Source organism: Flavobacterium notoginsengisoli (assembly GCF_042686225.1).
Taxonomy (GTDB): domain Bacteria; phylum Bacteroidota; class Bacteroidia; order Flavobacteriales; family Flavobacteriaceae; genus Flavobacterium; species Flavobacterium notoginsengisoli.
Window position 1 is genome coordinate 159,476 of record NZ_JBHUOT010000002.1, and the last position, 26,787, is coordinate 186,262.

Sequence of the window (26,787 nt, forward strand, 5' to 3'; positions counted from 1 at the left end):
AAAAAACAATTGGATATAAATTTTGTTAAAATCTAAGGGATTAAACAAGTAACAAATAACTAATTTTTAATATAATTAGAATGATTTCAATTATTATTCCCACATATAATAGGGCATCATTAATTCCGGAGACATTAAATTCAATACTGAATCAGACCTGTAAAGATTGGGAATGTATTGTTGTTGATGATGGTTCAACTGATGCTACCGAGGATGTGATGAAATCCTATGAAAAAAAAGATCCCAGAATTAAATTCTATAAACGTCCCCATTCTAAGCCAAAAGGAGCAAATGCCTGTAGGAATTATGGGTTTGGGTTAAGTAAAGGAGAATTAGTGCATTTTTTTGACAGTGATGATATAATGCATCATGAACATTTAGAAAAGAAACAACAAGCATTTAACAATAACGATAAATTAGATTTTTGTATTTGCAAAACTCAAAAGTTTGAAAGAGAATTTAATTTTGAAAATCTTAGAGAAAAATCAGATATTAAAATTACAGATAATATTTATGAAGATTATATTCTGGGAAGATGCCCTATATTAATGATTACTCCAACCTGGAAGAGGGAAATCTTAACGAATATGGAATTGTTTGATGAGAATCTTTATCAATCCCAGGATTTAGAACTTTATTCCCGGATTCTTTCAAAGTATAAAAATGTTGAGATTTTATCTGAAACATTAATTTTTGTAAGGAGAAATAACGATTCTATAACAACTATAAATGGTAAGCTAAATATTCATATTGAATCTTTTTTGGAAGTAAAAAAAAGAGTTATAATGCAATCTCCAAATAATCCTAAAATTAATCTGGCATTAATTAAGATGGTTTTGGGAACTTTTAGATATAAACTTGCCGGTAAAGAATATAAGGACTGCAAAAAGTGTTTGGATTTTATTAGAACTTATAATTCAAATAAATCATTACGATTTTTATTTTCTATGTTGAGAATAAATTTCTTTTATCAGGTATTTAAAGTATTAGGCCGTGGCGATACTAAATTTAAATCAGTTCTGAAATTATAATGATAACATTAGTATTAACAAACCGTAATCGGGATTTAAGAATCATAAAAAACTGTCTGGATTCCTTAGAAAAACAATCGAATAAGAATTTTGAGTTGTTTTTTGTAGATTATGGATCAAATGAGAATTATCTTTTAGATTTAGAAAAGGTGATTTCCGAATATGTAAAAATAAAGTTTATCTCATGTCCTGTTTCAGGTCAATTATGGAATAAATCCCGTGCAATAAATATTGCTCTGAAAAAATGTACAACACCATTTTTTATGGTTGGTGATATTGACTTAATTTTTGCACCCCATTTTATAAGTACAGTTACTTCATTAATGAAAGATAACGAAGTACATTATTTTCAATATGGTTTTTTATCTCAAAAAGAGTCTTTAAAGGGTAAAATTTTTGAGTCTTATGTAGTCGATTTCAAGGGAAGTCAAGAGGTTACCGGTACTACATCTTTTCCAACATCTATTTTAAAAGAAATGCAGGGATATGATGAATTTTATCATGGTTGGGGAGCTGAAGATACAGACATTCACCTAAGAATGAAAAATTTTGGTTTGGAAGTGAAATTTTATGATAAAGAAACTGTAGTTAAACATCAATGGCATCCAAAACAGTATCGCAGCAAGTTTAGTACATATCCGTTTCATAGTTGTTTAGAAAGGATTAATCATGCTTATATGATACTTACTAAAGATCTAAAAAGAACAGTTGTGAATCAGAATCAGGATTGGGGAAAAGAGTCCAATGAAGAAGATTATAAGAAATTAAACAGTCATTCTTTAAACGAAATTGTAATTCAAAACTCTCAAATAGAAATCAGTGCTGTTCTGGCTCAGCTTAAAAATTTTAAGAATGAGTTAATTTCATTAAGAATTGAAGAAGCAACTCTTAAATCAAGAAACAAGAATAAATTAAAAAGAATATTCAGAAAAAAAAGCATTTCATTTATTGAAATGGAAGAAGTAAATAATTTGTTCCTAGAGGAAATAATTAAAAATTATAGAAATCTGCCATATCAATTTTCTTTTGATAGAAAAAAGAAAAAGATTCAATTAAAAATGTATTTTTCTCAATGAAGATTTTAATGGTTTCAATTCCGACTCTCCATTTTTTTAGATGGGTAAATCAGCTTGAGGATTCCGGGCACGAAGTGTATTGGTTTGATATTACAGGTATGAGCAATTCAATTGAAAAAATTTCCTGGGTTTCCCAAAAAGTAAATTGGAAAATGAGATGGAATTATCCTGGGAGAACATTTTTGAAAAAAAAATATCCGGGAACATATCAGGTTTTAAAAAAAATAAATGAGTATAAAACGGAGTCGGTTTTTGAGAAATATTTTGATTGCGTTAAACCAGACGTCGTCCATAGTTTTTCAATACAAATTGGAAGTTTACCAATTTTGAATGTAATGAAAAAACATAGAGACGTTAAATGGATTTATTCATCTTGGGGAAGTGATATTTTCAATAAAAAAGGTAAGGAAAACTTTGATTCAAATTTGAGAGAACTATTTTTGAGGGTTAATTATATGTTTGCTGACAATAAACGAGATTTTGAAATAGCAAAAGATTATGGCTTTAAAGGAACAAGTTTAGGCATTTTTCCAGGAGGAGGAGGATATGATTTAGCATTGATTGAACAATTTTCCATTCCTTTGAAGGATAGAAATGTTATTTTGATAAAAGGATATGAAGGGAATCTTGGACGTTGTAATGTTGTATTAAACGCAATAAAAGATTTAAAAAAAGAACTTGAAAGTTTTAAGATAGTAGTTTTCGGAGCACCTCAAAAAGTTTTTGAATTTGTTAAGAACTCAGAATTAAATGCATGGGAAAATCTTAAAATTTATGGGGCCATTACTCATAAAGAAGTACTTTCCTTAATGGGAAGTGCAAAGATATATATAGGGAACAGTATATCTGATGGCATGCCAAATACTTTATTAGAAGCGATTTGTTCAGGAGCCTTTCCTATACAATCTAACCCGGGAAAAGTGACTGAAGAAATTATAAAAGATTGTTTCAACGGGAGACTTATAAGTAATCCCGATAATGTAGAACAGATAAAAGAATTAATTTTAGAAACTTTACAACAAAATACCGAGCAGGGAGTAAATTACAATTTAGATATTTTAAGTGCTAAACTTGAAATAAAATATGTCAGTAATGAGATAAAACATATATATAATCAATTGAAATAATAAAAGTATGATTATATATCCTTTAGTAATAATTGAGCAAAAAGATAATGTAAGAATACAGGCGTCTTTTGAGACATCTAAAGAGAAAGGAATTTTATGGTATGATTTTCCTAAAGAATACAAAGAGTATTTAGTTGTTGAAAATTCAGATGCATTTTTAATTGGTTTGCTTCCCGTTGCTATGAAAATGGGAGAAGATTTGTATATTAAAAATAAAATTTCAACCAGACTTTTTTACAATGTTACAACATATTTAATTCCTGCTTTAGTATTATCGAATAATGATTTTAAAGGCATTAAAATTATTCCAGAAGTACTTAATGATGAAAATTTAAATATTGCTAAAGCTGTAGCTACAGGTGCTTCCTGTGGAATCGATTCTACGGCAACAATTTTTGAGCATTTAAAATTAAAGTATTCTTATTCATTAAACCATCTAACTTATCTTGATGCAGGATCGCACGGTCAGTGGAACGGAGAAATAGCAAAAAAAACATTTAAAGATAGAGTGAAAAGAGTAAAATCATTTTCTTCAGAATTAAATCTACCTCTGGTTGAGATAAAATCAAATATCGGAGAAATATTAGGGAATGATTTTCAGAAAACACACAGTTTAAGAAACCTTTCTTGTATATTAAATTTACAAAAAATGTTTAAAACATATTATTATGCTTCAGCTTATCGGTTTGATTTTTTTAAAATAGATAAAAATGATACAAGTAGCTGGGATATACTAATAACAAGATTTATAAGTACTGAATCATTAGAGTTTATTTCGTCAATGAGTCATTTAAATCGAATTGAAAGGACAAAATTAATCTCTGAATTTAGTCCGGCATTTCATTTTTTAGATGTTTGTACTGCTCCTGACTTTGAAGACAAAATTAATTGTTCAAAATGTGATAAATGCATGAGAACTCAACTAACGCTTGATGTAATTGGAAAATTAGATAATTTTAATTCTGTTTTTAATGTTGAGAAATACAACGCCTTTAAAGATGAATTTATTGGTAAAGTAATCGTTACAAAAAATAAAAACCAAATTAATTTAGAGATCTACGATTTCCTAAATCAAAATAATACAATTACTTTAACAAATTATTTGTACGCTCTAAAATATCAATCTAATTTATTAAAAAATAAATTTAAAAAGAGAGTTAAAACGTTGTTTAGAAGCTGAAACTCTTGAATATTGTGAGTAATAAATTAAGTTTTAAAGGAAATGAAAAAAACAGCCATAATTCCACTTCGTAAAAATTCCAAAGGAATTCCGGGGAAAAACAAAAAGAAAATGCTTGGGCGTCCACTTTTTTCGTGGGTACTGACCGAGGCTGTTTTCTCAGAATTAGATGAAGTGTATGTCTTTACAGATGATCAGGAAATCATAGATTATGTAAAAAGAGAATATTTCTGGAATTCAAAAGTAAAAACACTTTTGCGCAATGATGAAAATGCATCAGATATAGCTTCTACGGAAAGTGCGATGATCGAATTTGCAGAATTGATAACAAATGATTTTGATATTTTGTGTTTATTACAGGCAACTTCACCACTTACAAAAGCTCAGGATATCAATACGGCATTAAGTGAAATTCTGGTGAATAAAAAAGACTCTGCATTGACAGTAGTAAACACCCATAGATTTACATGGAATGCAGATGGTACACCTCAGAATTATGATGTTTTTAAAAGACCAAGACGTCAGGATTTTGATGGATTGCTGATTGAAAACGGAGCAGTATATGTTACGACAAAAGAAGCTTTTCTGACTTCTAAAAATAGGGTTAGTGGTGCTGTTGGTTTGGTAAAAATGCCAGAAGAATCTCTTGTAGAAATTGATAGTTTATCGGATTGGGATATTATTGAAAAACTTTTGGCTGATCGCCAGAAGAAACAAAAAATACATCAACGGATAGACTATTTAGTTTTAGATGTAGATGGTGTTTTTACAGACGGATGTGTTTATTATGATGCGAATGGAGAAATGGCTAAAAAATTCGACATGCGCGACGGAATGGGATTAGAAATCCTTAGACAAAATAATGTTGAGGTTGTAGTAATGACCTCAGAAAATTCTGAGTTAGTAGCACAAAGAATGAAGAAATTACAGATTCAGCATACTTTTTTAGGAATAAAAGATAAATTTTCATTTTTAAGCCATTTTCTTTCAGAGAGAAATAGTAGTTTTGGCGCCGTTTCATACGTGGGTGATGACGTAAATGATTTAGCTAATATTTGTAGCGTAGGCTGGTCTTTCACTCCGGCAGATGCAACTGATATTGTAAAAGCAAATGCAGATTATATATTGACTCATAGTTCCGGAGCAGGAGCAATCAGAGAAACTTGTGAAATTTTAATAAAGTACAACAAACGTTATGAAGGAATTTAAGAAACCTTATGTGATTGCCGAAATTGGATGTAATCATAAAGGGGAAATGGAAATAGCCAAAGAGTTAATTAAAATAGCTAAAATCTTTGGAAATGCAGATGCAGTAAAATTCCAAAAACGTAACAATAAAGAACTTTTAACAGAGGAACAATACAACTCGCCCCATCCAAATTTCTCTAATTCTTACGGAGAAACTTACGGAGCACACAGGGAATTTTTAGAATTCGATGTTGAACAGCACAAAGAATTAAAAGTCTATTGTGATGAAATCGGAATAACCTATTCTACATCTGTATGGGATACCACATCAGCAAAAGAAATAGCTTCTTTAAATCCTGATTTTATTAAAATTCCATCAGCATGTAACAACAATTTTGAAATGTTGGGATGGCTTAGCGAGAATTATTCTGGTGAAATTCATATTTCTACAGGAATGACAACTAAAGACGAAACCGATACTTTAGTTGAATTCTTTACTCAAAAAGGAAGAAATAAAGACTTAGTTTTATATAACTGTACATCGGGTTATCCGGTTCCTTTTGAAGATGTTTGTCTTTTAGATATTAATATTTTAAAAGAAAAATATGAACATCGTGTAAAACATATTGGGTTTTCAGGCCATCATTTAGGGATTGCCGTAGATATTGCAGCTTATACTTTAGGTGCTAATATTATCGAAAGACATTATACTCTGGACAGAACCTGGAAAGGTACTGATCATGCGGCTTCATTAGAACCAATGGGATTACGAAAACTTACTAGAGATTTAAATGCAGTCTATAAAGCATTGACTTTTAAAACTTCGGATATTTTGCCAATTGAACAAATCCAGAGAGATAAACTTAAAAATAAAAAAGTTTAATTATATGTTTTTCTCAAACACAATTAGGCTTTTTTGGTGGAACGAAAGAATTATTCAGGGTAAAAACAGAGAAAATTACGGAGATCTTCTCGGGAAATACCTTGTTGAAAAGATTTCTGCAAAAAAAGTGATTTTTGCCTGGCCCAAAAAGTTTTCATTTTTAGATTATGGAATGCCAATTTATGTTACTATTGGGAGTATTTTGGCAAATGTAAATCACAAATGTATTGTTTGGGGAAGTGGTATAATTAACCGCAATACCAAAATAAAAAATGCAGTTTTTTTAGCCGTAAGAGGACCTCAGACCAGAAAGTTTCTTTTAGACCTTTCTTATGATGTTCCTGAAGTTTATGGAGATCCTGCATTATTATTACCAAGATATTTTAATCCCAGGGTGGAGAAAAAATATAAGTTTGGTTTTGTACCGCATTACAATGATTTCAAATTAGTACAAGATTGGTTTAAAGATAATCCTGAGGTACTTCTTATCAATATGATGACAAACGATATTGAAACCAAAACAATAGAGTTTTTGCAATGCGAAAAAATTGTTTCATCATCACTTCATGGAATTATAGTAGCTCATGCATATAATATTCCTGCAGTTTGGCAGAAATTTTCGGATAAGGTATTTGGAGATGATATAAAATATCAGGATTATTTTGAATCTGTTCAGTTGCCTTTTTATAAACCGGAAATTAGAGTGGAAAAATATTCTGTTTCTGATTTAGAAAATCTTTTTAAAGAGCTTCCAAATCTTCCTAAAAGAGAAATTATAGATCAATTATGTGACGGATTAATGAAAGTCTGTCCTTTTAAAAATTAAGACTTTTCTAACTATAGCTTTAGCTTTTATTTAATGAAAAAAATATTTGTCTTTTTCCCGGACGGTGTAGGTTTACGTAATTTTGCTTTTACAAAATTTAAAGAGATAGGAGAAAAAAAAGGGTATCAAATCACGTATTGGAACAATACTGTTTTTTCTTTAAAAGAGCAGTTAGGGTTTGATGAAATCAAAATCGAAAATCACAAGACACATCCTTTAACACCTCTTTATTCCAGGATTAGAAAACATATAGAACTGAATGTTTCTCAAAAGAAATTTAATGATAAGGTTTATGAAACCTACAAATTTCCTTTTAGTTATAAAGGCGTAAAAAATATATTACGTACTTTATTTATCCGGTTTTTAATTGGTTTCAATTCTTCAGAAAATGGAATTCTCAGAATAAGAAAACGTATCAATGCCCTGGAACGTTCGACTTCTAAGTATCAGTATTGTAAGGCACAGTTACAGAAACATAAACCTGATTTGGTTTTTTGTACAACGCAACGGGCAACGCAGTCTATAAGTGCATTATTAGCAGCCAAAGACCTTAAAATTCCAGTAGTTGCTTTTGTGTATTCATGGGATAACGTTCCTAAGGCAATGCAGGTTGTTGAAGCGGATTTTTATTTTGTATGGAGCGATTTAATGAAAGAAGAAGTCTTAAAATATTATTCTTTCGTAAAAGAATCGCAGGTTTTTGTAACAGGAACACCTCAATTTGAGCCTCATTATGACAGTAGTCTGTCAAAGGACAGAGCGACTTTTTTTAATGAAAATAATTTAGATGTCTCTAAAAAGTATATTTGTTTTTCTGGTGATGATGAAACAACTTCACCTCTCGATCAATATTATTTGGAAGATTTAGCAAAAGCTGTACGTAATTTAAATTTAAAGGGAGAAAATTTAGGTATTATTTATCGTAAATGTCCAGTAGATACAACAACACGATATGATGAAGTAATAGAATCTTATAAAGATGTTATCGCTGTTCTTGATCCTTTATGGAAACCCGCCGGTAAAAACTGGAATGAGGTTTTACCAACTAAAGAAGATTTGGGTTTATTACATAATGTTTGTGCGCATTCAGAGTTTGTTACAAATGTATGCTCTTCTACCGTATTTGATTTTGTGGCACACGAAAAGCCCTGTATTTATTTTAATTATGAACAACCTCAATTAAAAAAGGGCATTAGAGATATTGGTCAAAATTATAAATATGTGCATTTTAGAAGTATGCCTAGCCAGCAAGCTGCAGTTTTTTGCACTAATAAAAATGATTTAGAAAAACAAGTAAAACAAATTTTAGATCATAAACTTACCAATGTGGCAGATGGAAAAAAATGGTATGAAATTGTAGCCGGAAAAAAACCAACACAAGCTTCTTTAATAATTTGGGATGCAATTGACGTACTATTAAAAAAACAAAATTAATGACAGAAGATAATAAAGTTTATTTTCCGAATTTGAATTCGTTACGAGGAGTTGCAGCAATTATGGTTATCATTTCTCACTTGCAGCATAATCAAAATAAATTTTCTAAAGCATTAAGTAATTTTGGAAATATCGGAGTAACCATTTTTTTTGTTTTAAGCGGATTTTTGATTTCTTATTTGTTATTAGTAGAGAAAGAAAAATTTTCGAAAATTAATACAAGAGATTTTTATTTTAGAAGAGTTTTAAGAATATGGCCACTCTATTTTCTGATGTTATTTTTTGTTTATACTATCGTTCCCTTTATTGCGCCCAAATATTACATAAGCGAGATGGAACGATTTTCTATAAAAAGTTTATTAATGAATGTGTTTTTTTTAACCAATGTAACTCTCATTTTAAAATTAACACCATTAATTATTAGAGTTATCTGGTCAATTGGAATTGAGGAGCAATTTTATTTAATTCTGCCCTGGATAATGAAAATCAAGGAGCAATTGAGAATTAAAATAGTTCTCTTCATTATTTTATTCCTGCCTTTATGTAAGTTATTTTTAATATTATTTGAAAAAATCACTGGAAATAATTCTCTGCAAACATTATCAAGCATCATAACGGTAACCAGATTTGATTGCATGGCAATTGGTGTCTTTTTTGGTGTTTTAGCATTTTATAAACAATTTTTTTTAGGTAAACGATGTATAAAATATGAGTTTTTTACCAAAAGAGAAATTCAATTAACAGTGTACATTTTAATTGTTATTTTGTTTTTAATTGGTGCTGTAATTAGATCATTGTTTAATATTATTAATTACATTATTTTTCCCTGGTTGTTTGCAATATGTATTATTAACCTGGCAACAAATAATAAATCAATTTTTAAAATTGAAAATAAAATACTCAATTATTTAGGTAAAATATCTTATGGTTTATATTTGGTGCATGAACTGGTTATCTTTTTGCTGATGCCTTTATTTATGCCATTTTTGAAGGATTTTTTACCATTTTTTAAAAATAGTATTATCTATATAGGCGTTTTTGGATTAACTATTCTTATTTCGCATCTTTTGTATTATGGATATGAAATACAATTTTTAAAATTAAAGAGAAAAGTATCACATATTATAACTGAAAATAAATTTTGACTATTAAACTAATTTATGTTTTTTAATTCTCTGGCATTTGCCATCTTTTTACCAATAGTTTTTTTTCTGTATTGGTTTGTATTTAATAAAACGAAAAGCACGCAAAATGCTTTGTTAATTGTTGCCAGCTATTATTTCTATTCGTGTTGGGATTGGAGATTTTTATTTTTACTAGTATTTTCTACATTTTTAGATTATTTCACCGGAATTCAAATTGAGAAAAGCGATTCAGATAAAAGACGGAAATTCTGGTTTTGGCTTAGTATTATTGTAAATTTAGGATTTTTAGGAATCTTTAAATACTATAATTTCTTCGCCTCTTCTTTTGCTGAAATGATTACAGCATTTGGATTTAAAACAAGTCCGTTTTTATTAAATGTAATTTTACCTGTTGGAATTTCATTCTATACTTTCCACGGATTGTCTTATGTTATAGATATTTATTACAAAAGAATAAAAGCAGAATATAATTTTGTTGATTATTCTTTATTCGTAAGTTATTTTCCTCTTCTTGTTGCAGGACCAATCGAAAGAGCGACTCATTTATTGCCGGAAATAAAAGTAAAAAGAGAATTTGATTTAGAAAAGGCAAAAGAAGGTGTTTGTCAAATTGTATGGGGGTTAGTTAAAAAAATAGTAATAGCAGATACTTGTGCAGTTTATGCAAATGCAATTTTTGATCATTATACGTCAATGAATTCATTTTCACTGATAATGGGAGCTGTTTATTTTGCTTTTCAGATTTATGGGGATTTTTCAGGGTATTCAGATATTGCGCTTGGGGTTTCTAAATTGTTTGGTTTAGATTTATTGAGAAACTTTAATTATCCTTATTTTTCAAGAGATATTGCTGAGTTCTGGCGTCGCTGGCATATTTCACTTTCTTCCTGGTTTAGAGATTACTTATATATTCCGTTGGGAGGAAGTAAAGGAGGACTCTGGATGAAAATCAGAAATACTTTTATCATCTTTATTGTTAGTGGATTCTGGCATGGAGCCAATTGGACTTATATTGTCTGGGGATTTATAAATGCCGTTTATTTTCTTCCTTTGTTATTATCCAATAGTAATAGAAACAATATAGATTCTTTTGTTTTGAAATGGAATTTAGATTCCATAAAAGTTGTGTTTAGTATATTAACTACTTTTCTGTTGACTTGTGTTGCCTGGATATTTTTTAGAGCAAGAACAATTACTGATGCTGTTTTATATTTAAAAAGAATATTTACAAACAGAGAGTTTGCTTCTCAATATTTAGATAACGAACGATATAATTATGAATTGTTATTGATGGTCGGAATTTTTGTTTTGGTTGAATGGAATAACAGAACTAAAGTGGAGCCTATTTCCGGTAACAGAAGCATTTTAAAAATGGCATTAGCAATTCTGGCAATTATTGCTTTTGGAACTTACTCTGATTATAAAGAATTTATTTATTTCCAATTTTAATGAAGAAGTTTTTACTCTATATAATTAAAATTTTTCTTGTAGTAATTTTAATATCAGTTCTATTAGACGGCATTTATACTTATGTATTTATGCATTCCAGAGATCGTGGAAAAGTTGAAAACGTTGTAAACTCTTATGGAAATAAATACGATGTGGTAATTTTGGGGTCTTCCAGAGCTAACAATCATTTTGTGGCTCCAATGTTTGAAGAGAAAGGATTAAAAACGTTCAACTACGGCATGAGTGGAGGACATTTATTTGAAGCTTCATTGCTGCTTAAATTAATGATTGAGAGAAAATATGAAATTAAAAATGTAATCTTGGAAGCCGATTTGAATTTATCGAGTGATCACGATGCAGAAGGAGTTTCTGCAAAATTTCTGCCTTATATTCATAATTCAGAGATAATAAAAGAGCGTTTTTTAGATAAGGGAAATTTTAATGAATTATATTATATACCATTCTACAGATATATTAAATATGATGCAAGAATTGGGTTTAGGGAAACATTTTTTACGTTAATTCATAAAAAATCAAGAAATTTAGATGAAATGGGGTATTATCCTTTGGTGGGAATTGAAAATGGTAATATGAAAAATAATATTGTCAATTTAAATCCATTACCACATAATAAATATTATGAAGAGATCAAAAGTATTTGCAAAAAGAACAAGATTAATTTCATCGCTGTTATGACGCCAATGTGCGAAAATGTTGTAGGTATGGATTACTTTGATAAAGTTAAAAAAGCATATCCCGAAATTCATAATTATGAAAACGTAGTTGTAGAAAACAAATATTTTGCTTCATGCGGACATATGAATGATACGGGAGCAAGACTATTTACAGCCAGAATTATAAAAGATTTTTTCAATAATTAAATGCATATAGCCTTTTTAACACCAGAATACCCACACGAGAAGGTAACAAATGCCGCAGGAATTGGTACCAGCGTGAAAAATCTTGCAGTAGCTTTGGCAAAAACGGGTGTAAAAGTCACGGTTTTTGTTTATGGGCAGAAAACACAAGAAATCATAAAAGAAAATACAATCGATATTCATTTAATAAAGAGCAAAAAGTATAAATTGTTCGGTTGGTATTTTTATAGAAAATATGTTGAAAATTATTGTAATTCCATCATATCTAAAGAAAAGATAGATCTGATAGAATCTCCTGACTGGACTGGAATTACAGCTTTTATGAATTTTAAAATTCCTTTAGCAATCCGTTTTCATGGAAGTGATACTTATTTTTGTCATCTGGAAAACAGAAAACAAAAACAAAAAAATTTCTGGTTTGAAAAGCTGGCTATAAACAAAGCAAAAGGATTCATTGCACCAACAAAATTTGCAGGAGAGATTTCAGTAGAACTTTTTAAAATTAAAAATAAAGAGATAAAAACAATTCATTATGGGTTAGATCTTCAAAATTTTGAAAATGAAAATCCAAAAGAGTTTGAAAAAAACTGCCTGCTTTACATTGGTACTTTAATTAGAAAAAAAGGTGTTTTAGAACTGCCTGAAATTTTTAAGAAAGTAAAAAAAGATTTTCCTGATGCCAAATTAATTTTAATAGGTGGAGATTCTTATGACTTAAAAACAGGCTCAAAATCAACATGGGAACTGATGAAAGATCTATTCAAAGAGGATTTGAATTCTGTAGATTATTTAGGTAAAATACCTTACAGTGAAGTTCAAAATTATATTAAAAAGGCAAATGTTTGTGTGTTTCCTACCTTTGCTGAAACTTTAGGAATGGTAACTATCGAATCCATGGCAATGCAAAAAGCGGTTGTCAACAGTAATATTGGCTGGGCACAGGAACTTATTATTGATCAGGAAAGCGGTTTTTTGGTTCATCCGTCAGATCATGAAATTTATGCAGACAGAATTATTCAGTTGTTACAAAACGATTTCCTTTGTCAGGAAATAGGAAAAAAAGCAAGAGAAAGAGTAGAGGCTGAATTTGATATTAATATATTGGTCAACGAAAACATTGGGTTTTATAAAAAAATAGTCAATCAAAATAAAGTGTAATAATGGTTATTGTTTATCATCAAAATAATAAAGTAACAGAGATTGATTATCATGGAGAGAGCAAATCTTTCCTGCAAAAAAATATTGCCAGAACTTTATTCGAAACAGCAGCAGATCATTCGGATAGTTTGATTATTTGGTGTCATATCAAATTAAAAACAAAATTAAATCCAGAGTATTTTTATGAGATTTTTCATCATCATAAAATCATGGTATCTTATAATCCTGAAGAAAGATCTTTTTTATCGGATGCAATTGGTTATGTTGAGGATTCTCCGTTTTTGAAGATTAATAAAAAAACAAGTTATCCTACATGGCTAATGAGTAGTGCTGTTGGAGGAGTTCACGCTTCTGTACTGAATATTTTGAAAGATGAGATTAAAAAGGATCAAAATTTCGACTATTTTTTACAGTCGTTTGCAAAACAAGCAATGCCTATTGGATTATTTTGTTATTCTGAACCTAAGTTATTAAAAGATTCTTCGGAAATAATTCTAAATAATACTTCAAGCTCATTCTTTTTGTTTCGTTTTGTTAAGCAACATTATAAAACACGATGGATATTTCTGTTATTTCTAAATTTATTTTTATACGAAAGAAAGTTTCTGTTAAGCCCTCTTTTTGGGAGCTTTTTTTATTCTAAACGAAAACTTCCTAAAAAATTATTGGATAAAATTCAAGTTCGATCAACAAATAAAACTGTTGAAAAAGGTACTATAGATGTAATTATTCCTACCATTGGTAGAAAAGAATTTCTGTATGATGTTTTAAGAGATTTATCGGCACAAACCCTTTTGCCAAAAAATGTTATTATAATAGAACAGAACCCTAATCAACAAAGTGTATCAGAACTAGATTATTTAAATAATGAGAGTTGGCCATTCAATATAAAGCATACTTTTACGCGACAGGCAGGTGTATGCAATGCAAGAAATTTAGCTTTGAAAGAAGTAGAAAGTGAATGGGTTTTTCTTAATGATGATGATAACAGATTCTCATCAGATTTGCTTGAGAAAGTTTTAGAGAAAGCATCATTTTACGGGATTAATTGTTTGACTACTTCCTATCTTCAGGGAAAAGAAATCTTAAAATATAATGCCATTCATCAATCCGGAATTTTTGGTTCCGGAAATAGTTTTTTGAAAGCAGATTTTCTGAATTTTGTTTCTTTTAATAAATCACTGGAATTTGGTTATGGTGAAGATACCGACTTTGGTTTGCAGTTGCGTAATTTAGGAGTTGATATAATTTATTTTCCGGAGTTAAGCATTTTACATTTAAAAGCACCAATAGGAGGATTTAGAAATAAATTCATTTCTTCTTGGGAAGTAGAAGGAGATTCTCCTAAACCTTCACCAAATATAATGTATGTTAAATCAAAGTATTCAACTATTCAGCAATTATTAGGATATAAAACAGTTTTATTTTTTAAATTTTATAAAGGTAATTTGTTTGATATTCCTAAATTTAATGATAGCTGGCAGTTAAGTGTAAAATGGTCTAAGAGAATATAAAAACAATAAAATAAGGACTAGTTTTATAATGCTGAAAATATACACAGAACATCGATTTTTAACTCCGGAAAACAGAAAAAAGGTTTTTCCAATGCTTTTTGATTTGGTTTATGTACCTAACAAAAAAACTAAGGATAACTTTTGTTTTACAGATTTAGTTTCAGATGCCGATATAGCAATTTTCCCTGTCGATATTATTTCTTTCATAAAAAATGATAAGAATAATTTTTTGAATAGCTGGATTCATATGGTATCAAAATACAATCTTCCGATTTGGGTATACGCAGCAGGTGATTTTGGATTTAGTTTAGATAAACTCAATGTTACAACTTTTCGATTAGGAGGTTTTAAATCGAAGTTTAAAACATCAACTCATATTATGCCTTCTTTTATTGTAGATCCTTATAATAAAATACTGGGAGAAGATTTTTTTTTAGTATCAAAAAAAGACCGGCCAAGTATAGGTTTTGTTGGGAATGCTAATGGATCTGTATTAAAATTTTGCAAAGAATTTTTGTTATATGTCAGAAGGAATTTTATTAATGTAATATTTAAAAATCCGGAAGAATATCATCCATTTTATCCTTCAGGCTGGAAAAGATTTAGGCTTTTACAAAGAATATTGAAAGAGTATAGAATTGAAAGTAATTTTATTTTTAGGAATAAATACAGGGCAAAAGATAAAAATGCAGGTTCTAAAGAAGATTCTACCTTGGAGTTTTTTAAAAATATTCAAAATAATTTATACGTTTTTTGTTTAAGAGGAAATGGAAATTTCTCTGTTCGTTTTTATGAGGCTTTAATAATGGGACGAATTCCGGTTTTAATTGATACTGATGTAAGATTACCATTAGAGTCTAAAATAGACTGGAAACAGCATTGCCTGATCGTTTCTGAAAATTCGATAATTCCGGATTTAATAAGTTTTCATGCATCCAAGACAGATAATGAACTTAAAGAAATGCAACAAAATAATAGAAAATTGATGTTGGAAAAATTAAACAGGATGGATTATTTTATTCAAATTAGTAATGAATATTTAAAAAAGAAATGAAATTCTCTTTAATTGTCTGTACCTACATGCGCCCTGAGCCATTAATGAAATTGTTGATGTCAGTTCAGGATCAGGTTTTATGTCCAGATGAAATCTTAATTATTGATGGATCACCGGATACTAAAACCAGAGCTGTTATAGAAGCTAATGATTTTCAGAATTTGAAATATTTTTTGGTTTCTGAGGAAAATCGGGGATTGACCAAACAACGTAATTTTGGAATTTCTAAAGTTGACAAAGATTCCCAAATTATATGTTTTTTAGATGATGATATAATTTTAGAAAAGGACTATTTTGAGCATTTATTACATACGTACCAGATTTTTCCACAAGCTTTGGGAGTTGCAGGATATATTATAAATAATAATGCTAGTTGGAGTTTAAGTTTAGAAGATGAACCACTTAAATATAATTATTTTTATTTTGATAACTGGAAGCGTAAGTATTCTCAAAGATATGTTCTGCGAAAAAAAATGGGCTTGTTAGATGATTGTCCCCCCGGATTTATGTCTGAGTCAGGCAATGGTAAAGCGCTGAGTTTTTTTCCTCCAACCAATAAAATTTATCCAACCGAATCTTTTTCGGGAGGAGTTTCCTCTTTTAGAAAAGAGATTTTTGAGAAAATTAAATTTTCGGATTATTTTAAAGGCTATGGTCTTTATGAAGATACCGATTTTACAATCAGACTTTCCAGATTAGGAAATTTATATGTCAATACTTCTGCCAGATTATGGCATTATCATGATGAGGCAGGAAGGCCAAATAAATTTAACTATGGAAAAATGGTTTTAAGAAACGGTTGGTATGTTTGGAGGGTAAGATTTCCTAAACCAAGTTTAAAAGCAAGATTAAAATGGAATTTGACTGCTTTTCTATTGATCGTAATTAGAGCCTTAAATATTTTTAATAGCACCAAAAAGAAAGAAGCCTTTACTGAAGTTACAGGTAGAATTTATGGTTGGTTTTCTATACTTTTTAATCCTCCCAAAAGAACATTTTAACAATGAATTTAAGTTCGCTATTTAAGAAAAGAAATTATATATTTCTTTATCATAAATTAAAACCATGTACGAATTCAGTAAATAAACCTGAAGACTATTCTGGTTATCATTCATTAGCAGCTTTAAGTGAGTATTTTAACCTTGAAGGTTTTAATAAAATCGTTGTTGTAGCAAGTGGTCCAAGTGCAGCAAATATTTTACTTGAAGATGATGCACTTTATCTTTGTTGTAATGATTCAATAAATATTGTAAAATCTAAACCTCACGTATATGTTGTTCATGATCCGTTTTATTTGACAAAATATTTAAAATCATTTAAACAAACAGATAAATGGTTTGGTACTTTATTTTGGATTTATAACAACAATTCAAAAATTAATTACCAGTCTTTTGATTTAACTCAAAGTTATATAACGAACCGATCCAGAAAAAAAAAAGAATTTTTAATTACAAATTTTGATTACTGTGATAGTTCAAAAAAACTAAACTCAGAATTAATAGAAACTTTGAAAGACGACTTTGATTTTTCTTATCAAAGTATAAACTCGGGATTTAATACTTTGTTAATTGCTTCAGTTCTTGCTTTTAAAAATAATAAAGAATTGAAAATTTACGGTTTAGATATGGGAGTAGGTGGTGATAAATATTACAATAAGAAAGCATTCATTGGGAAAAGTATAAAAGATGATGTCAATAGGAATATAGTATCAGATTTTCTTTCTAAGCTCTATAAAAAGAATATGAAGATTACTAATGAGTCAAATTTTATGCATTATAAAAATATAGAATAGGAATTTTTGGAGGAACAATGAAATTTGCAATAATAACACATGTCAATCACATTAAGGAAGATAATCTGTATTATGGTTACTCTCCGTATATACGTGAAATGAATATTTGGCTAAAATATGTTGATGAGGTATCAATAACAGCTTCGTTAAAATTAGAGGGTGTTACAGATATTGATTTAGCCTATGACTGTGATAATATTGTTTTTAATGAAGTTCCTGATTTTAGTTTTACCTCATTTAGAACTAGAGTCCGGTCGTTGTTTAAATTGCCAGTTATCTTTTTTAGGATATTTATTGCGATGAAAAAATCAGATCATATTCATTTAAGATGTCCTGGGAACATGGGATTGATAGGATGTTTTGTTCAGGTTCTTTTTCCAAAAAAAACAAAAACGGCAAAATATGCCGGAAACTGGGATCCTAAAAGTAAACAACCATGGACCTATAAATTGCAAAAATGGATTTTAGCAAATACTTTTTTAACTAAAAAGATGCAGGTTTTGGTGTATGGAGACTGGGAAAATCAATCAAAAAACATAAAACCTTTTTTTACAGCAACATATTCCGAATCTGAAAAAGAGAATGTCAAAAAAAATGATTTCAAAGATGGAATTAGATTTATTTTTGTTGGAAGTTTAGTAACAGGCAAAAAACCAATGTATGCAATTAAATTAATCCAGAGATTAATAAAAGATGGTTATAATGTGAAATTAGATTTGTATGGTGAAGGTGCGGAAAGAAGTTCTTTACAAAATTATCTTCAAACAAATAAATTAGCAAATCATATTTTTTTAAGGGGAAATCAGGACAAGGAAAGTTTAAAAAAAGCTTATAAAGAAAGTCATTTTGTAATTTTGCCATCAAAAAGTGAAGGATGGCCAAAGGCTATTGCTGAAGGAATGTTTTGGGGCTGTATCCCAATCGCAACAAAAGTATCCTGTGTTCCCTATATGTTGGATTATAGTAAACGCGGTATTTTACTTGAGATGGATCTGAAGAAAGATATCAGACAGGTAGAGTATTTAATTATAAATCAAGACATTTTTTTGAACAAAAGCCAACAGGCTATGAATTGGTCGCGTACTTATACTACAGATATTTTTGAAAAGGAAATTGCAAAATTACTGATGAAATGAGGATTGTACAAATTATAGATTCTTTGGAGGTTGGTGGTGCAGAACGTATGGCAGTAAATTACGCAAATTCACTTGCAGAAAAAATTGAGTTTTCAGGATTAATTGCAACACGAAATGAGGGCTTACTTTTAGAACATATAAATCAAAAAGTTACTTACTTATTCTTAAAAAAAAAGCACACTATTGATTTAAATGCTGTTTTAAGATTGAGGAATTATCTCAAAAAAAATAAAGTCAAAATAATTCATGCACATAGTTCTTCTTTTTTTATAGCAGTTTTAGTAAAGTTAATAACACCTGGAACTGATATTGTCTGGCATGATCATTATGGGGTTTCACAGGATTTATCACTAAGAAAAAATTTGACATTAAAACTTTCATCTTTTTTCTTTTTAGGAATTATTTCTGTAAATGATGCTTTAAAGAAATGGGCTAATAACTATTTGTATTGTCAAAATGTAACATACTTTCCTAATTTTATAATTGCACCAACCGTTTCTTTGGGATGTTCTCAGTTAAAAGGAAAAGAAGGAAGAAGAATAATCTGTGTTGCCAATTTACGCCCTCAAAAGAATCATGAATTACTCATCAATGGAGCAGCAGAGATTCATAAAAAATTCCCGGAATGGACTTTTCATTTAGTAGGTAAAGATTTTAATGATTCATATAGTGTAAGTCTTATAAAAAAAGTAAAAGAACTTGGCCTTTCTGAAACTGTTTTTTTTTATGGAGCGCTCAATAATACTCGGGATTTATTACAACAATGCGAAATTGCGGTTTTAACTTCTCTGTCAGAAGGGCTTCCATTAGCTTTATTAGAGTACGGACTGGCAAGTTTACCCGTTGTTGCAACAAATGTGGGCGAAATTTCAAAAGTTATTCCTTCTATTAAAGAAGGTTTGGTAATTGACTCCAATAATTTAATGCAGTATATAAATTCAGTTCAGAAATTAATTGAGGATGAAGATAGTCGAAAATTATTAGGCAAGAATTTGAATATTTTTGTTGATCAAAATTTTAGTGAAAAATCAATTTTAAAAGAGTACATCACATGGTTGAAATCTTTGATTACTTTTACAAAGTAAAATTTTATAATGAAAAATACACAATTTAATTATATAGCGTTGATTATTTTTCATGCATTAATTGCAGTGGTTCTTTTTATTGCCCCTTTTTTATCCAAAGTTTACGCATTATTAATTCCTTTATTAGGTTTTTTTATCGTCTATAAAAGCAAAAATGAAAATAATGAAGTATTATTTGTAAGTGCTTATTTAGTTGGGGCAGAAGTATTTCTTCGAATGACTGGAGGGAATTTTAATAACGAATATGTTAAATTCACGGTCGTTTTTTTTATGTTATGCGGTATGGTCTATAGTAATTTTTCTAAGAATGCACTCATATTTTTGTTTTTTTTATTGTTACTCGTGCCTGGTATTTTCATAACAAATAGCGAAGCTGATCTTAGCACTGATATAAAAAAGGTTTTGTTTTTTAATTTATCAGGACCAGTTTGTCTTGCAGTATCTTCAATATATATGTTCAGTAGAAGAATTTCATTTTATAAACTTCAGAATATTTTAACTGTAATGAGTTTGCCCATTATTACAACGACAGTATATTTATTTTTATATACACCCAGTATAAAAGATGTGGTAACAGGAACTCAGTCAAATTTTGAAACTTCAGGAGGTTTTGGGCCTAATCAGGTTTCTACAATACTAGGTCTTGGAATGTTTATTTTCTTTACACAATTGGTGCTTTTTTCAAAATCCAAAATCGAATTATTCATCAATGGAAGTTTATTTATCTTTATAAGTTACAGAGGAATAGTTACTTTTTCAAGAGGAGGAATTATTACAGGAGCTGCAATGATTGTTTGTCTTTTAGCTTTATTGTACTATTTTTCAAATGCTCAGGGGAAAAAGAAATTTACATTAGTATTTGTTCTAACAGGATTATTAGTGATTGGGGTTTGGACTTATAGTTCCCTTCAAACTGGTGGGCTTATAAATAAAAGATATGCAAATCAAGATGCACGAGGGAGAATTAAAAACGACAAATTAGGAGGCAGGGAAGAAATAATGGATGCAGATATGCACCTTTTTTTGGAAAATCCTATTTTTGGAGTAGGAGCCGGATTAAGTAAAACTAAAAGATCTGATGAATTAGGAATAGAAATTGCCTCTCATAATGAGGTCACAAGATTGCTTTCTGAACATGGATTATTTGGAATTTTTGCTTTTTTAACATTATGTATTGTTCCATTTGCTTTATACATTAATAATAAGCAGCATCTATATCTTTTGTCTTTTTTTGTTTTTTGGGGACTAACCATCAACCACGCAGCAATGAGAACTGCTGCGCCAGCATTTATATACGCTATGACGCTTCTTTTTATTCAGGTCAAAAAACCAGACGAAGCCGAAAAAATAATAAATTAGTTCTGTTTTTTTATAATACATTTGCCTCAAGTTTAAGCCCCTAACAAACTGTAAAAATGTTTTTAAAAAGAAAAATGCACTTCGAAATTTCAGAAAGAAAAGTTCTGCTTTCTCTTTTTGATGCAGCATTTATACTAAGCGCTTTGCTGTTGCTCAGCTTGCTTTTCGATTATCATTATTATGTTTTAGAAGATGGTAAGTATATAAAATCATTTCTATTGATTGGATATGTTTTCATATTTGGAACCATTTTCGAAATGTATAATCTTCAAACTGCCAGTAATCACTTTCAGATTTTACGAAGCGTTATTCTAACTTCAATTACTGCCGTTACAGTATATTTGTTTACACCTGTTTTATCGCCGGAACTTCCTAAACAACGATTAGTAATTGTTATTTTCTATTTTGCCGTTTTAAGTTCATTATTACTTTGGCGGCTATTTTACGTTTATTTTCTGGCTTCTCATCGCTTTTCACAAAATGTAGTTTTAATTTGTGACCAAAGTGAAGTGGAAGAATTGGTAATGGGACTCGAAAATGTCGATCCACATTATAAGATAATTGGTTTTGTGAATTCAGATACAGAATCTGTAGAAGATTTTGATTTTCACTATGTAAGGGAAGTCAAGAAACAAGATTTAGAATTGTTTGTTGCCAAAAATAATGTTTCTGAAATTATTATTGCATCGCAGAAAACAGATGGTATTACTGCTGATTTATATCAGCAATTACTTCATTTATTAGAAAATGGAAATGTAATTCGCGAATATACTCAGGTTTACGAAAATAAAACACAGCGAATTCCGGTACATTATATAGGCAGGGATTTTTACCGGTTTTTCCCTTTCAGCAGAAGTAATAATAACAGACTGTATTTGCTCTTGATTCGTATAATGGAATTCTTGTTTTCTTTCATTGGACTTGTATTTTGTGGTATTTTTATGCCAATAATTGCAGTTTGTAATTTCTTTGCTAATAAAGGAAGTCTTTTTTATACACAGGAAAGAGTCGGTAAAAATGGAGTTGTTTTTAAGATTTATAAGTTTAGAACCATGACTGCAAATTCTGAAACCAACGGAGCAGTTTTTGCCGCTCATGATGATAAAAGAGTCACTCCTTTTGGTAAATTTATGAGAAAATCAAGAATTGATGAACTTCCTCAATTTATTAATGTTTTAAAAGGGGATATGGCCGTAATTGGACCAAGACCGGAAAGACCTTTTTTTGTAGAAGAAATCGCATCCGTAATGCCTTTTTATGAAACTCGTCATGTTGTTAAACCAGGACTTACAGGTTGGGCCCAGGTTAATTATTCTTACGGAGAATCAATTGATGAGAGTTTGATTAAACTTCAATATGACTTATACTATATCAAACACAGAAGCATTTTTCTGGATTTAAGTATAACTTTCAAAACCATTACTACAGTTTTATTCTACCGTGGACAATAATCTTAAATGATAATCGGAATTGGTCTTTTATTACGGATTCCGGTTCTTACTAAAACTATACCGCTTGTAATAATCAATGGTAAAGTGATAAAGAAATGCGCTTTATTGATCAAAAACAAAAAGTAAATTACCAGAAGGACAAAGTTGATTAAAGAAAATCGATACGTCCATAATTTGTTTTTGAATACCGAAAACAGAATTAAAACTAATAAAAGAGGACTGAAAAGCAATACATTATAGTTCATCGCCAATTCTTTGTGAAAAGAATAAAATCCCATTGCTACAAAAAATATCCCTACTAAAGATAAAATCAGGAGATAGATTTTATCCACTGTTTTATTTCTTGCTAAAACTACAAAAGCTAGAATGAAAAGATAAGTATAAATGTTATTCCACCAGGATGTTGGAGTTTCTTTTGTGAATTCTAATAAGGTTTTTGACTTTTCAACTAAAGGACGGTTTTGAAATGTGGTTTTCTCTAAACTATTTTTCAATTCAAATGGAAGAAAAATTCTGGTTCCCATTTGATCAACTTTAGTTCCGAAAATGATACTTGTTCCTAATTGATCGTAGAAATGGTCATTAAAATAAGGAAAAAGAATAGAACGATATGTTTTATCAGTGTCTTCTTTTTTATTTATTAACTCTTGACCTAAGGATTTATTGATCACATCAAGTACCATCGAAGTACAGTTCTTATCAATAAATTTATAAGTATAATATCTTTCTTCAGAAAATAAAGAGTGATTCAGATTATCAAATATTTTTTGTTTTAAAGGAAGAGAAACCAGAAGTTCTTGTTCGTAAACACTTCGTTTGTCATTATCATATTCGCTTATAAAATCAGAAAAAGGATGGGTGATGATAAAATATTGTAAATCACCTTTAGCAAATTTGGCAACGAAATTTGGTGTTCTAAAATCAAATGCGCCATAATTATAAACAATATCGATATTGTTTGAAGGATCAAAAACGCGAATAGCTGTATGTCCAAAATAAGAATAAGTCTCATTTCCAAGTCCACAGGTTAGTACACTTATTTTGGCATCTTTAGATAAAGGCATACTTTGGCTGAAACCAATAAAACTCATTAAGAATAATAAAATAAAAAGTGCTTTTTTAAACATTACAGTTTTCATGTTTTAAATTTTAAAGATTTTGTGGTTTTATGATTATCTAAAGATTCCTAAATCTACTTTCAGCGAAAAAATATTAGAATATAGAGCCGTACTTTGATTTCCAAGATCAGTTAACGCATAATCAATTTGAATTCCTTTGTATCTAAATCCTAAACCAATATTAGGCTGGAAATTTACTTTTTCAGTATTATCCAATTGTGTTACATTTTGAAAATTTCCTGCGCCGGCTCTTACGAAAACTAAATCGGTATAGCCAAATTCAAACCCTAGAGCTGGGTCTATACTTACTACTTTTGATGAAATAATATCATTGGTCTGTTCAAATCTCATATTCAAATTAGCAGAAGTGACCAAACTACATTCATTATGAAAATCAAATCGTTTTGAAACACCTAATTGTGCTTTGGGTAATGTAATTTCGGTACTTTCCGGTAAAGTATTATTTTCTCCCGGAATAGCATTGGCAATTTTTGCATATTCTTCTTCGTCAATATTCCAAACATTGTAAGTTGTGGTAATGTCGCGAAGCATTAATCCAAACTTCCAGTCATTTCTTTCAAATTGAAGACCGATATCAAATCCAAATCCCCAGGAATTGGCAAATTTTCCAATAACTCTTCGAATTACTTTTGCATTTACACCATACTGAAACCCATCTACAGGAAGTTTTCTGGCATACGAAAAAGTAAATCCGTAATCTGCAGTAGAGAAGAGACTAATTCTGTTGTAATCAATATTTCCCTGATTATCGATTAATTGTGTGGTGTCCATAATATCATCCACTCCAAAACGAATCATCGAAATTCCCCAGGCGCTTCTATCATCAATTGGACTGGCATAACCAATGTAATCATATTGCGCAATATTGGCAAAATAACTGGCATGCATTAAAGCGATTTGATGATCTTCCAAGTGCGTCAAACCCGCCGGATTCCAATACACAGCATTAACATCATTTGTGGAAGCAGTTACAGCACTAGACATTCCGAGAGCTGCAGCATCTACACCAATATTCATAAACTCATTCGAATATTTCCGGATGGTTTGAGCATATTGTGAAGTAAAACTCCAAAAGAATAAAAATACTAAAATTTTTTTCAAAAGATCTTTTTTTATGAACCTGTAAAGGTTTTAAATTTTTATCAAAAATATAATATTTTACTCAGCTATTAAGTTCGTTTCTTCAAATATTCTGAAAGTAGCAAACAGAAATAAAAAACTATTAAAAAAACTCGTTTTGCATCGAGTTATTATGCTAAATTTGTTCTCTGCCATTATCAAAATTTCAAACTATGAATATCAAAAAACACATTCCAAATCTAATTACATTAATTAATCTTTTCTGTGGCTGTGTCGCAGTTGTTTTTGTCTCAAAAGGAGATTTTTTAATGGCTTTTTATATGGTTTGCTTGGGAATCTTCTTTGATTTCTTTGATGGTTTTTTTGCCAGATTATTCAAAGTCTCAAGTCCGCTTGGTTTGCAGTTGGACTCTTTGGCTGATATGGTTACAAGTGGGGTTGTACCCGGTTACGTAATGTACAGTATGTTTGCAAGAGGAGGTGATCAACTAGGAAATCAAGAAATGGTTCCTTTTTTGGGATTTATAATAACTTTAGGTGCTTGCTACAGATTAGCCAACTTTAATATTGATACTCGTCAGACAGATTCATTTATCGGTTTACCAACTCCTGCAAATGCTATTTTTATAATTAGTTTGCAAATTGTGCTGGATATGTATGCAGATTCTTCGCTTTTAATTCTTGAATTATTGACCAATCAATGGGTTTTATTGTGTGTTACTTTGGGTAGTGCCTACATTATGAATGCTGAAATTCCACTATTTTCTTTGAAAATTAAAAAGTTCAGTTTCAAAGAAAATGCACTTCAAATCGTGTTTTTGATTATTTCTGTATTGATGGTGGTTTTGCTTCATTATATTGCAATCCCGTTGATTATTGTTTTCTATGTTTTATTATCTGTCATCAATAATTTGTTTTTGAAAAAGTAGTTCTGTTGTAATGGCAAGAAAAACAAGTTATCGTAAAACATATTCCAGAAAACCAGCAGGAAGATCTTTTCTGAGCAGGCTTTTTCGTGGGCTTTTATTGATATTATTTTCACTTCTATTTATTGGAATCGTTTACCATTATCGTAAAGGATTAGCGTATTATCTCGGATTTAAATCAGAAAAAGTTTTAGATGAAGATGCCGTAGATAAACATCTTTCGGATGTTCGAAATATTCGCGTTCTCGAAAATCACAAAGGAAAAGTAATTGGAATTGACGTTTCTGAATTTCAGGGAAAAGTCGATTGGGAAGAAGTTGAAATTCTGGACGAAAAATACCCTGTTCAGTTTGTCTTTATTCGTGCAACAGCAGGGAATGACCGAGTTGACAGGCAATTTAAAAGAAATTGGAAAGGTGCAAAAGAAAACAAAATTATGCGCGGCGCTTATCATTATTATCGTCCAAACGAAAATTCTATAGAACAGGCCAATCTTTTTATTAAAACTGTAAAATTGCAAAAAGGGGATCTTCCTCCCGTTTTGGATATCGAAAAATTGCCTAAAAATCAGCCTTTAGACAGTTTGAAAAAGGGATTGAAACGTTGGTTGAATAAAGTAGAAAAACATTATCAGGTTCGCCCAATTATTTATTCAGGAGAAAGATATTATGCTGATTTCTTAAAAGAAGAATTCGGAGATTATTTATTCTGGATAGCCAATTATAATTTCTATAGAGAAAAAATTGAAGATGACTGGTTGTTCTGGCAATTCACAGAAAAAGCTTCTTTGCCGGGAATTAAACATCGAGTTGATGTTAATATTTACAACGGCGATTTAGAGCAATTGCATTTTATTACTGTAGAATAGTGTTCAGT

The 26,787-nt window shown here is 29.9% G+C and carries 24 protein-coding genes; 22 read left to right on the forward strand and 2 right to left on the reverse strand.

Annotated elements, in window-relative coordinates:
* Positions 1-80: 80 nt before the first annotated feature.
* Genes ACFS3A_RS05990 through ACFS3A_RS06085 form a run of 20 tightly spaced genes read left to right on the forward strand, consistent with a single transcriptional unit; the run spans position 81 to position 22,766 of the window.
* A complete protein-coding gene (locus ACFS3A_RS05990) occupies positions 81-1,031 on the forward strand; it encodes a glycosyltransferase family 2 protein (RefSeq protein WP_379824513.1) in 951 nt (316 codons plus the stop codon).
* The gene (locus ACFS3A_RS05995) at positions 1,031-2,107 is read left to right on the forward strand and encodes a glycosyltransferase family 2 protein (RefSeq protein ID WP_379824514.1); all 1,077 of its coding nucleotides are present in this window, start codon (positions 1,031-1,033) and stop codon (positions 2,105-2,107) included. Before ACFS3A_RS05990 ends, ACFS3A_RS05995 begins: the two co-directional genes overlap by 1 nt.
* Positions 2,104-3,234: a glycosyltransferase gene (locus ACFS3A_RS06000; RefSeq protein WP_379824516.1), complete on the forward strand. Its 1,131-nt coding sequence runs from the start codon at positions 2,104-2,106 to the stop codon at positions 3,232-3,234. Before ACFS3A_RS05995 ends, ACFS3A_RS06000 begins: the two co-directional genes overlap by 4 nt.
* 7 nt (positions 3,235-3,241) lie before the next feature.
* Positions 3,242-4,414: a hypothetical protein gene (locus ACFS3A_RS06005; RefSeq protein WP_379824517.1), complete on the forward strand. Its 1,173-nt coding sequence runs from the start codon at positions 3,242-3,244 to the stop codon at positions 4,412-4,414.
* A gap of 42 nt (positions 4,415-4,456) precedes the next feature.
* Entirely contained in the window at positions 4,457-5,623 is a 1,167-nt protein-coding gene (locus ACFS3A_RS06010; protein ID WP_379824518.1) for a cytidylyltransferase domain-containing protein, read from the forward strand.
* A complete protein-coding gene (locus ACFS3A_RS06015) occupies positions 5,610-6,485 on the forward strand; it encodes an N-acetylneuraminate synthase family protein (RefSeq protein WP_379824519.1) in 876 nt (291 codons plus the stop codon). Before ACFS3A_RS06010 ends, ACFS3A_RS06015 begins: the two co-directional genes overlap by 14 nt.
* A 4-nt stretch (positions 6,486-6,489) precedes the next feature.
* Positions 6,490-7,311: a polysaccharide pyruvyl transferase family protein gene (locus ACFS3A_RS06020; RefSeq protein WP_379824520.1), complete on the forward strand. Its 822-nt coding sequence runs from the start codon at positions 6,490-6,492 to the stop codon at positions 7,309-7,311.
* A 33-nt stretch (positions 7,312-7,344) separates the two neighbouring features.
* Positions 7,345-8,745 carry a UDP-glycosyltransferase gene (locus tag ACFS3A_RS06025; protein WP_379824521.1) on the forward strand — a complete coding sequence of 467 codons (1,401 nt, stop codon included), beginning with the start codon at positions 7,345-7,347 and terminating at the stop codon, positions 8,743-8,745.
* Positions 8,745-9,890 (forward strand): acyltransferase family protein, encoded by a 1,146-nt coding sequence (locus ACFS3A_RS06030; RefSeq protein WP_379824522.1) that lies wholly within the window; start codon positions 8,745-8,747, stop codon positions 9,888-9,890. The genes ACFS3A_RS06025 and ACFS3A_RS06030 overlap by 1 nt, the downstream gene beginning before the upstream one ends.
* A 15-nt stretch (positions 9,891-9,905) precedes the next feature.
* Positions 9,906-11,339 (forward strand): MBOAT family O-acyltransferase, encoded by a 1,434-nt coding sequence (locus ACFS3A_RS06035; protein WP_379824523.1) that lies wholly within the window; start codon positions 9,906-9,908, stop codon positions 11,337-11,339.
* Positions 11,339-12,220: a hypothetical protein gene (locus tag ACFS3A_RS06040; protein WP_379824524.1), complete on the forward strand. Its 882-nt coding sequence runs from the start codon at positions 11,339-11,341 to the stop codon at positions 12,218-12,220. The genes ACFS3A_RS06035 and ACFS3A_RS06040 overlap by 1 nt, the downstream gene beginning before the upstream one ends.
* A complete protein-coding gene (locus ACFS3A_RS06045; protein WP_379824525.1) occupies positions 12,221-13,375 on the forward strand; it encodes a glycosyltransferase family 4 protein in 1,155 nt (384 codons plus the stop codon).
* Positions 13,376-13,377: 2 nt separating this feature from the next.
* Complete coding sequence (locus ACFS3A_RS06050) at positions 13,378-14,889, forward strand: glycosyltransferase family 2 protein (protein ID WP_379824526.1); 1,512 nt, start codon at positions 13,378-13,380, stop codon at positions 14,887-14,889.
* A gap of 28 nt (positions 14,890-14,917) precedes the next feature.
* Positions 14,918-15,943: an exostosin domain-containing protein gene (locus tag ACFS3A_RS06055; RefSeq protein WP_379824527.1), complete on the forward strand. Its 1,026-nt coding sequence runs from the start codon at positions 14,918-14,920 to the stop codon at positions 15,941-15,943.
* Positions 15,940-16,944: a glycosyltransferase family 2 protein gene (locus tag ACFS3A_RS06060; RefSeq protein ID WP_379824528.1), complete on the forward strand. Its 1,005-nt coding sequence runs from the start codon at positions 15,940-15,942 to the stop codon at positions 16,942-16,944. Before ACFS3A_RS06055 ends, ACFS3A_RS06060 begins: the two co-directional genes overlap by 4 nt.
* A 2-nt stretch (positions 16,945-16,946) precedes the next feature.
* Positions 16,947-17,735, forward strand: a complete 789-nt coding sequence (locus ACFS3A_RS06065) for a hypothetical protein (RefSeq protein WP_379824529.1) — start codon at positions 16,947-16,949, stop codon at positions 17,733-17,735.
* A gap of 17 nt (positions 17,736-17,752) precedes the next feature.
* Positions 17,753-18,871 (forward strand): glycosyltransferase family 4 protein, encoded by a 1,119-nt coding sequence (locus tag ACFS3A_RS06070; RefSeq protein ID WP_379824530.1) that lies wholly within the window; start codon positions 17,753-17,755, stop codon positions 18,869-18,871.
* Positions 18,868-19,956, forward strand: a complete 1,089-nt coding sequence (locus ACFS3A_RS06075; RefSeq protein WP_379824531.1) for a glycosyltransferase — start codon at positions 18,868-18,870, stop codon at positions 19,954-19,956. The genes ACFS3A_RS06070 and ACFS3A_RS06075 overlap by 4 nt, the downstream gene beginning before the upstream one ends.
* Positions 19,957-19,965: 9 nt before the next feature.
* Positions 19,966-21,315, forward strand: a complete 1,350-nt coding sequence (locus tag ACFS3A_RS06080) for an O-antigen ligase family protein (RefSeq protein ID WP_379824532.1) — start codon at positions 19,966-19,968, stop codon at positions 21,313-21,315.
* Between the two features lie 56 nt (positions 21,316-21,371).
* A complete protein-coding gene (locus tag ACFS3A_RS06085; RefSeq protein WP_379824533.1) occupies positions 21,372-22,766 on the forward strand; it encodes a sugar transferase in 1,395 nt (464 codons plus the stop codon).
* Between the two features lie 2 nt (positions 22,767-22,768).
* Here ACFS3A_RS06085 and ACFS3A_RS06090 read toward each other — a convergent pair whose 3' ends face one another.
* Positions 22,769-23,905, reverse strand: coding sequence for a lipoprotein N-acyltransferase Lnb domain-containing protein (locus tag ACFS3A_RS06090; protein WP_379824535.1), 1,137 nt, complete (start codon positions 23,903-23,905; stop codon positions 22,769-22,771).
* A 33-nt stretch (positions 23,906-23,938) separates the two neighbouring features.
* Positions 23,939-25,006 carry a putative type IX sorting system protein PorV2 gene (locus tag ACFS3A_RS06095; RefSeq protein ID WP_449267442.1) on the reverse strand — a complete coding sequence of 356 codons (1,068 nt, stop codon included), beginning with the start codon at positions 25,004-25,006 and terminating at the stop codon, positions 23,939-23,941.
* 191 nt (positions 25,007-25,197) lie between these two features.
* Between ACFS3A_RS06095 and ACFS3A_RS06100 the strand changes: the two genes are divergently transcribed.
* On the forward strand, positions 25,198-25,914 hold the full coding sequence (locus tag ACFS3A_RS06100; protein WP_379824536.1) for a CDP-alcohol phosphatidyltransferase family protein: 717 nt from the start codon (positions 25,198-25,200) through the stop codon (positions 25,912-25,914).
* Positions 25,915-25,924: 10 nt separating this feature from the next.
* Positions 25,925-26,779, forward strand: coding sequence for a glycoside hydrolase family 25 protein (locus ACFS3A_RS06105; protein ID WP_379824537.1), 855 nt, complete (start codon positions 25,925-25,927; stop codon positions 26,777-26,779).
* Positions 26,780-26,787 lie beyond the last annotated feature (8 nt).

Coding starts and splice junctions, on each gene's coding strand:
- ACFS3A_RS05990 (WP_379824513.1), top strand. CDS start 81: ATGATTTCAATTATTATTCCCACATATAATAGGGCATCATTAATTCCG.
- ACFS3A_RS05995 (WP_379824514.1), top strand. CDS start 1,031: ATGATAACATTAGTATTAACAAACCGTAATCGGGATTTAAGAATCATA.
- ACFS3A_RS06000 (WP_379824516.1), top strand. CDS start 2,104: ATGAAGATTTTAATGGTTTCAATTCCGACTCTCCATTTTTTTAGATGG.
- ACFS3A_RS06005 (WP_379824517.1), top strand. CDS start 3,242: ATGATTATATATCCTTTAGTAATAATTGAGCAAAAAGATAATGTAAGA.
- ACFS3A_RS06010 (WP_379824518.1), top strand. CDS start 4,457: ATGAAAAAAACAGCCATAATTCCACTTCGTAAAAATTCCAAAGGAATT.
- ACFS3A_RS06015 (WP_379824519.1), top strand. CDS start 5,610: ATGAAGGAATTTAAGAAACCTTATGTGATTGCCGAAATTGGATGTAAT.
- ACFS3A_RS06020 (WP_379824520.1), top strand. CDS start 6,490: ATGTTTTTCTCAAACACAATTAGGCTTTTTTGGTGGAACGAAAGAATT.
- ACFS3A_RS06025 (WP_379824521.1), top strand. CDS start 7,345: ATGAAAAAAATATTTGTCTTTTTCCCGGACGGTGTAGGTTTACGTAAT.
- ACFS3A_RS06030 (WP_379824522.1), top strand. CDS start 8,745: ATGACAGAAGATAATAAAGTTTATTTTCCGAATTTGAATTCGTTACGA.
- ACFS3A_RS06035 (WP_379824523.1), top strand. CDS start 9,906: ATGTTTTTTAATTCTCTGGCATTTGCCATCTTTTTACCAATAGTTTTT.
- ACFS3A_RS06040 (WP_379824524.1), top strand. CDS start 11,339: ATGAAGAAGTTTTTACTCTATATAATTAAAATTTTTCTTGTAGTAATT.
- ACFS3A_RS06045 (WP_379824525.1), top strand. CDS start 12,221: ATGCATATAGCCTTTTTAACACCAGAATACCCACACGAGAAGGTAACA.
- ACFS3A_RS06050 (WP_379824526.1), top strand. CDS start 13,378: ATGGTTATTGTTTATCATCAAAATAATAAAGTAACAGAGATTGATTAT.
- ACFS3A_RS06055 (WP_379824527.1), top strand. CDS start 14,918: ATGCTGAAAATATACACAGAACATCGATTTTTAACTCCGGAAAACAGA.
- ACFS3A_RS06060 (WP_379824528.1), top strand. CDS start 15,940: ATGAAATTCTCTTTAATTGTCTGTACCTACATGCGCCCTGAGCCATTA.
- ACFS3A_RS06065 (WP_379824529.1), top strand. CDS start 16,947: ATGAATTTAAGTTCGCTATTTAAGAAAAGAAATTATATATTTCTTTAT.
- ACFS3A_RS06070 (WP_379824530.1), top strand. CDS start 17,753: ATGAAATTTGCAATAATAACACATGTCAATCACATTAAGGAAGATAAT.
- ACFS3A_RS06075 (WP_379824531.1), top strand. CDS start 18,868: ATGAGGATTGTACAAATTATAGATTCTTTGGAGGTTGGTGGTGCAGAA.
- ACFS3A_RS06080 (WP_379824532.1), top strand. CDS start 19,966: ATGAAAAATACACAATTTAATTATATAGCGTTGATTATTTTTCATGCA.
- ACFS3A_RS06085 (WP_379824533.1), top strand. CDS start 21,372: ATGTTTTTAAAAAGAAAAATGCACTTCGAAATTTCAGAAAGAAAAGTT.
- ACFS3A_RS06090 (WP_379824535.1), bottom strand. CDS start 23,905: ATGAAAACTGTAATGTTTAAAAAAGCACTTTTTATTTTATTATTCTTA.
- ACFS3A_RS06100 (WP_379824536.1), top strand. CDS start 25,198: ATGAATATCAAAAAACACATTCCAAATCTAATTACATTAATTAATCTT.
- ACFS3A_RS06105 (WP_379824537.1), top strand. CDS start 25,925: ATGGCAAGAAAAACAAGTTATCGTAAAACATATTCCAGAAAACCAGCA.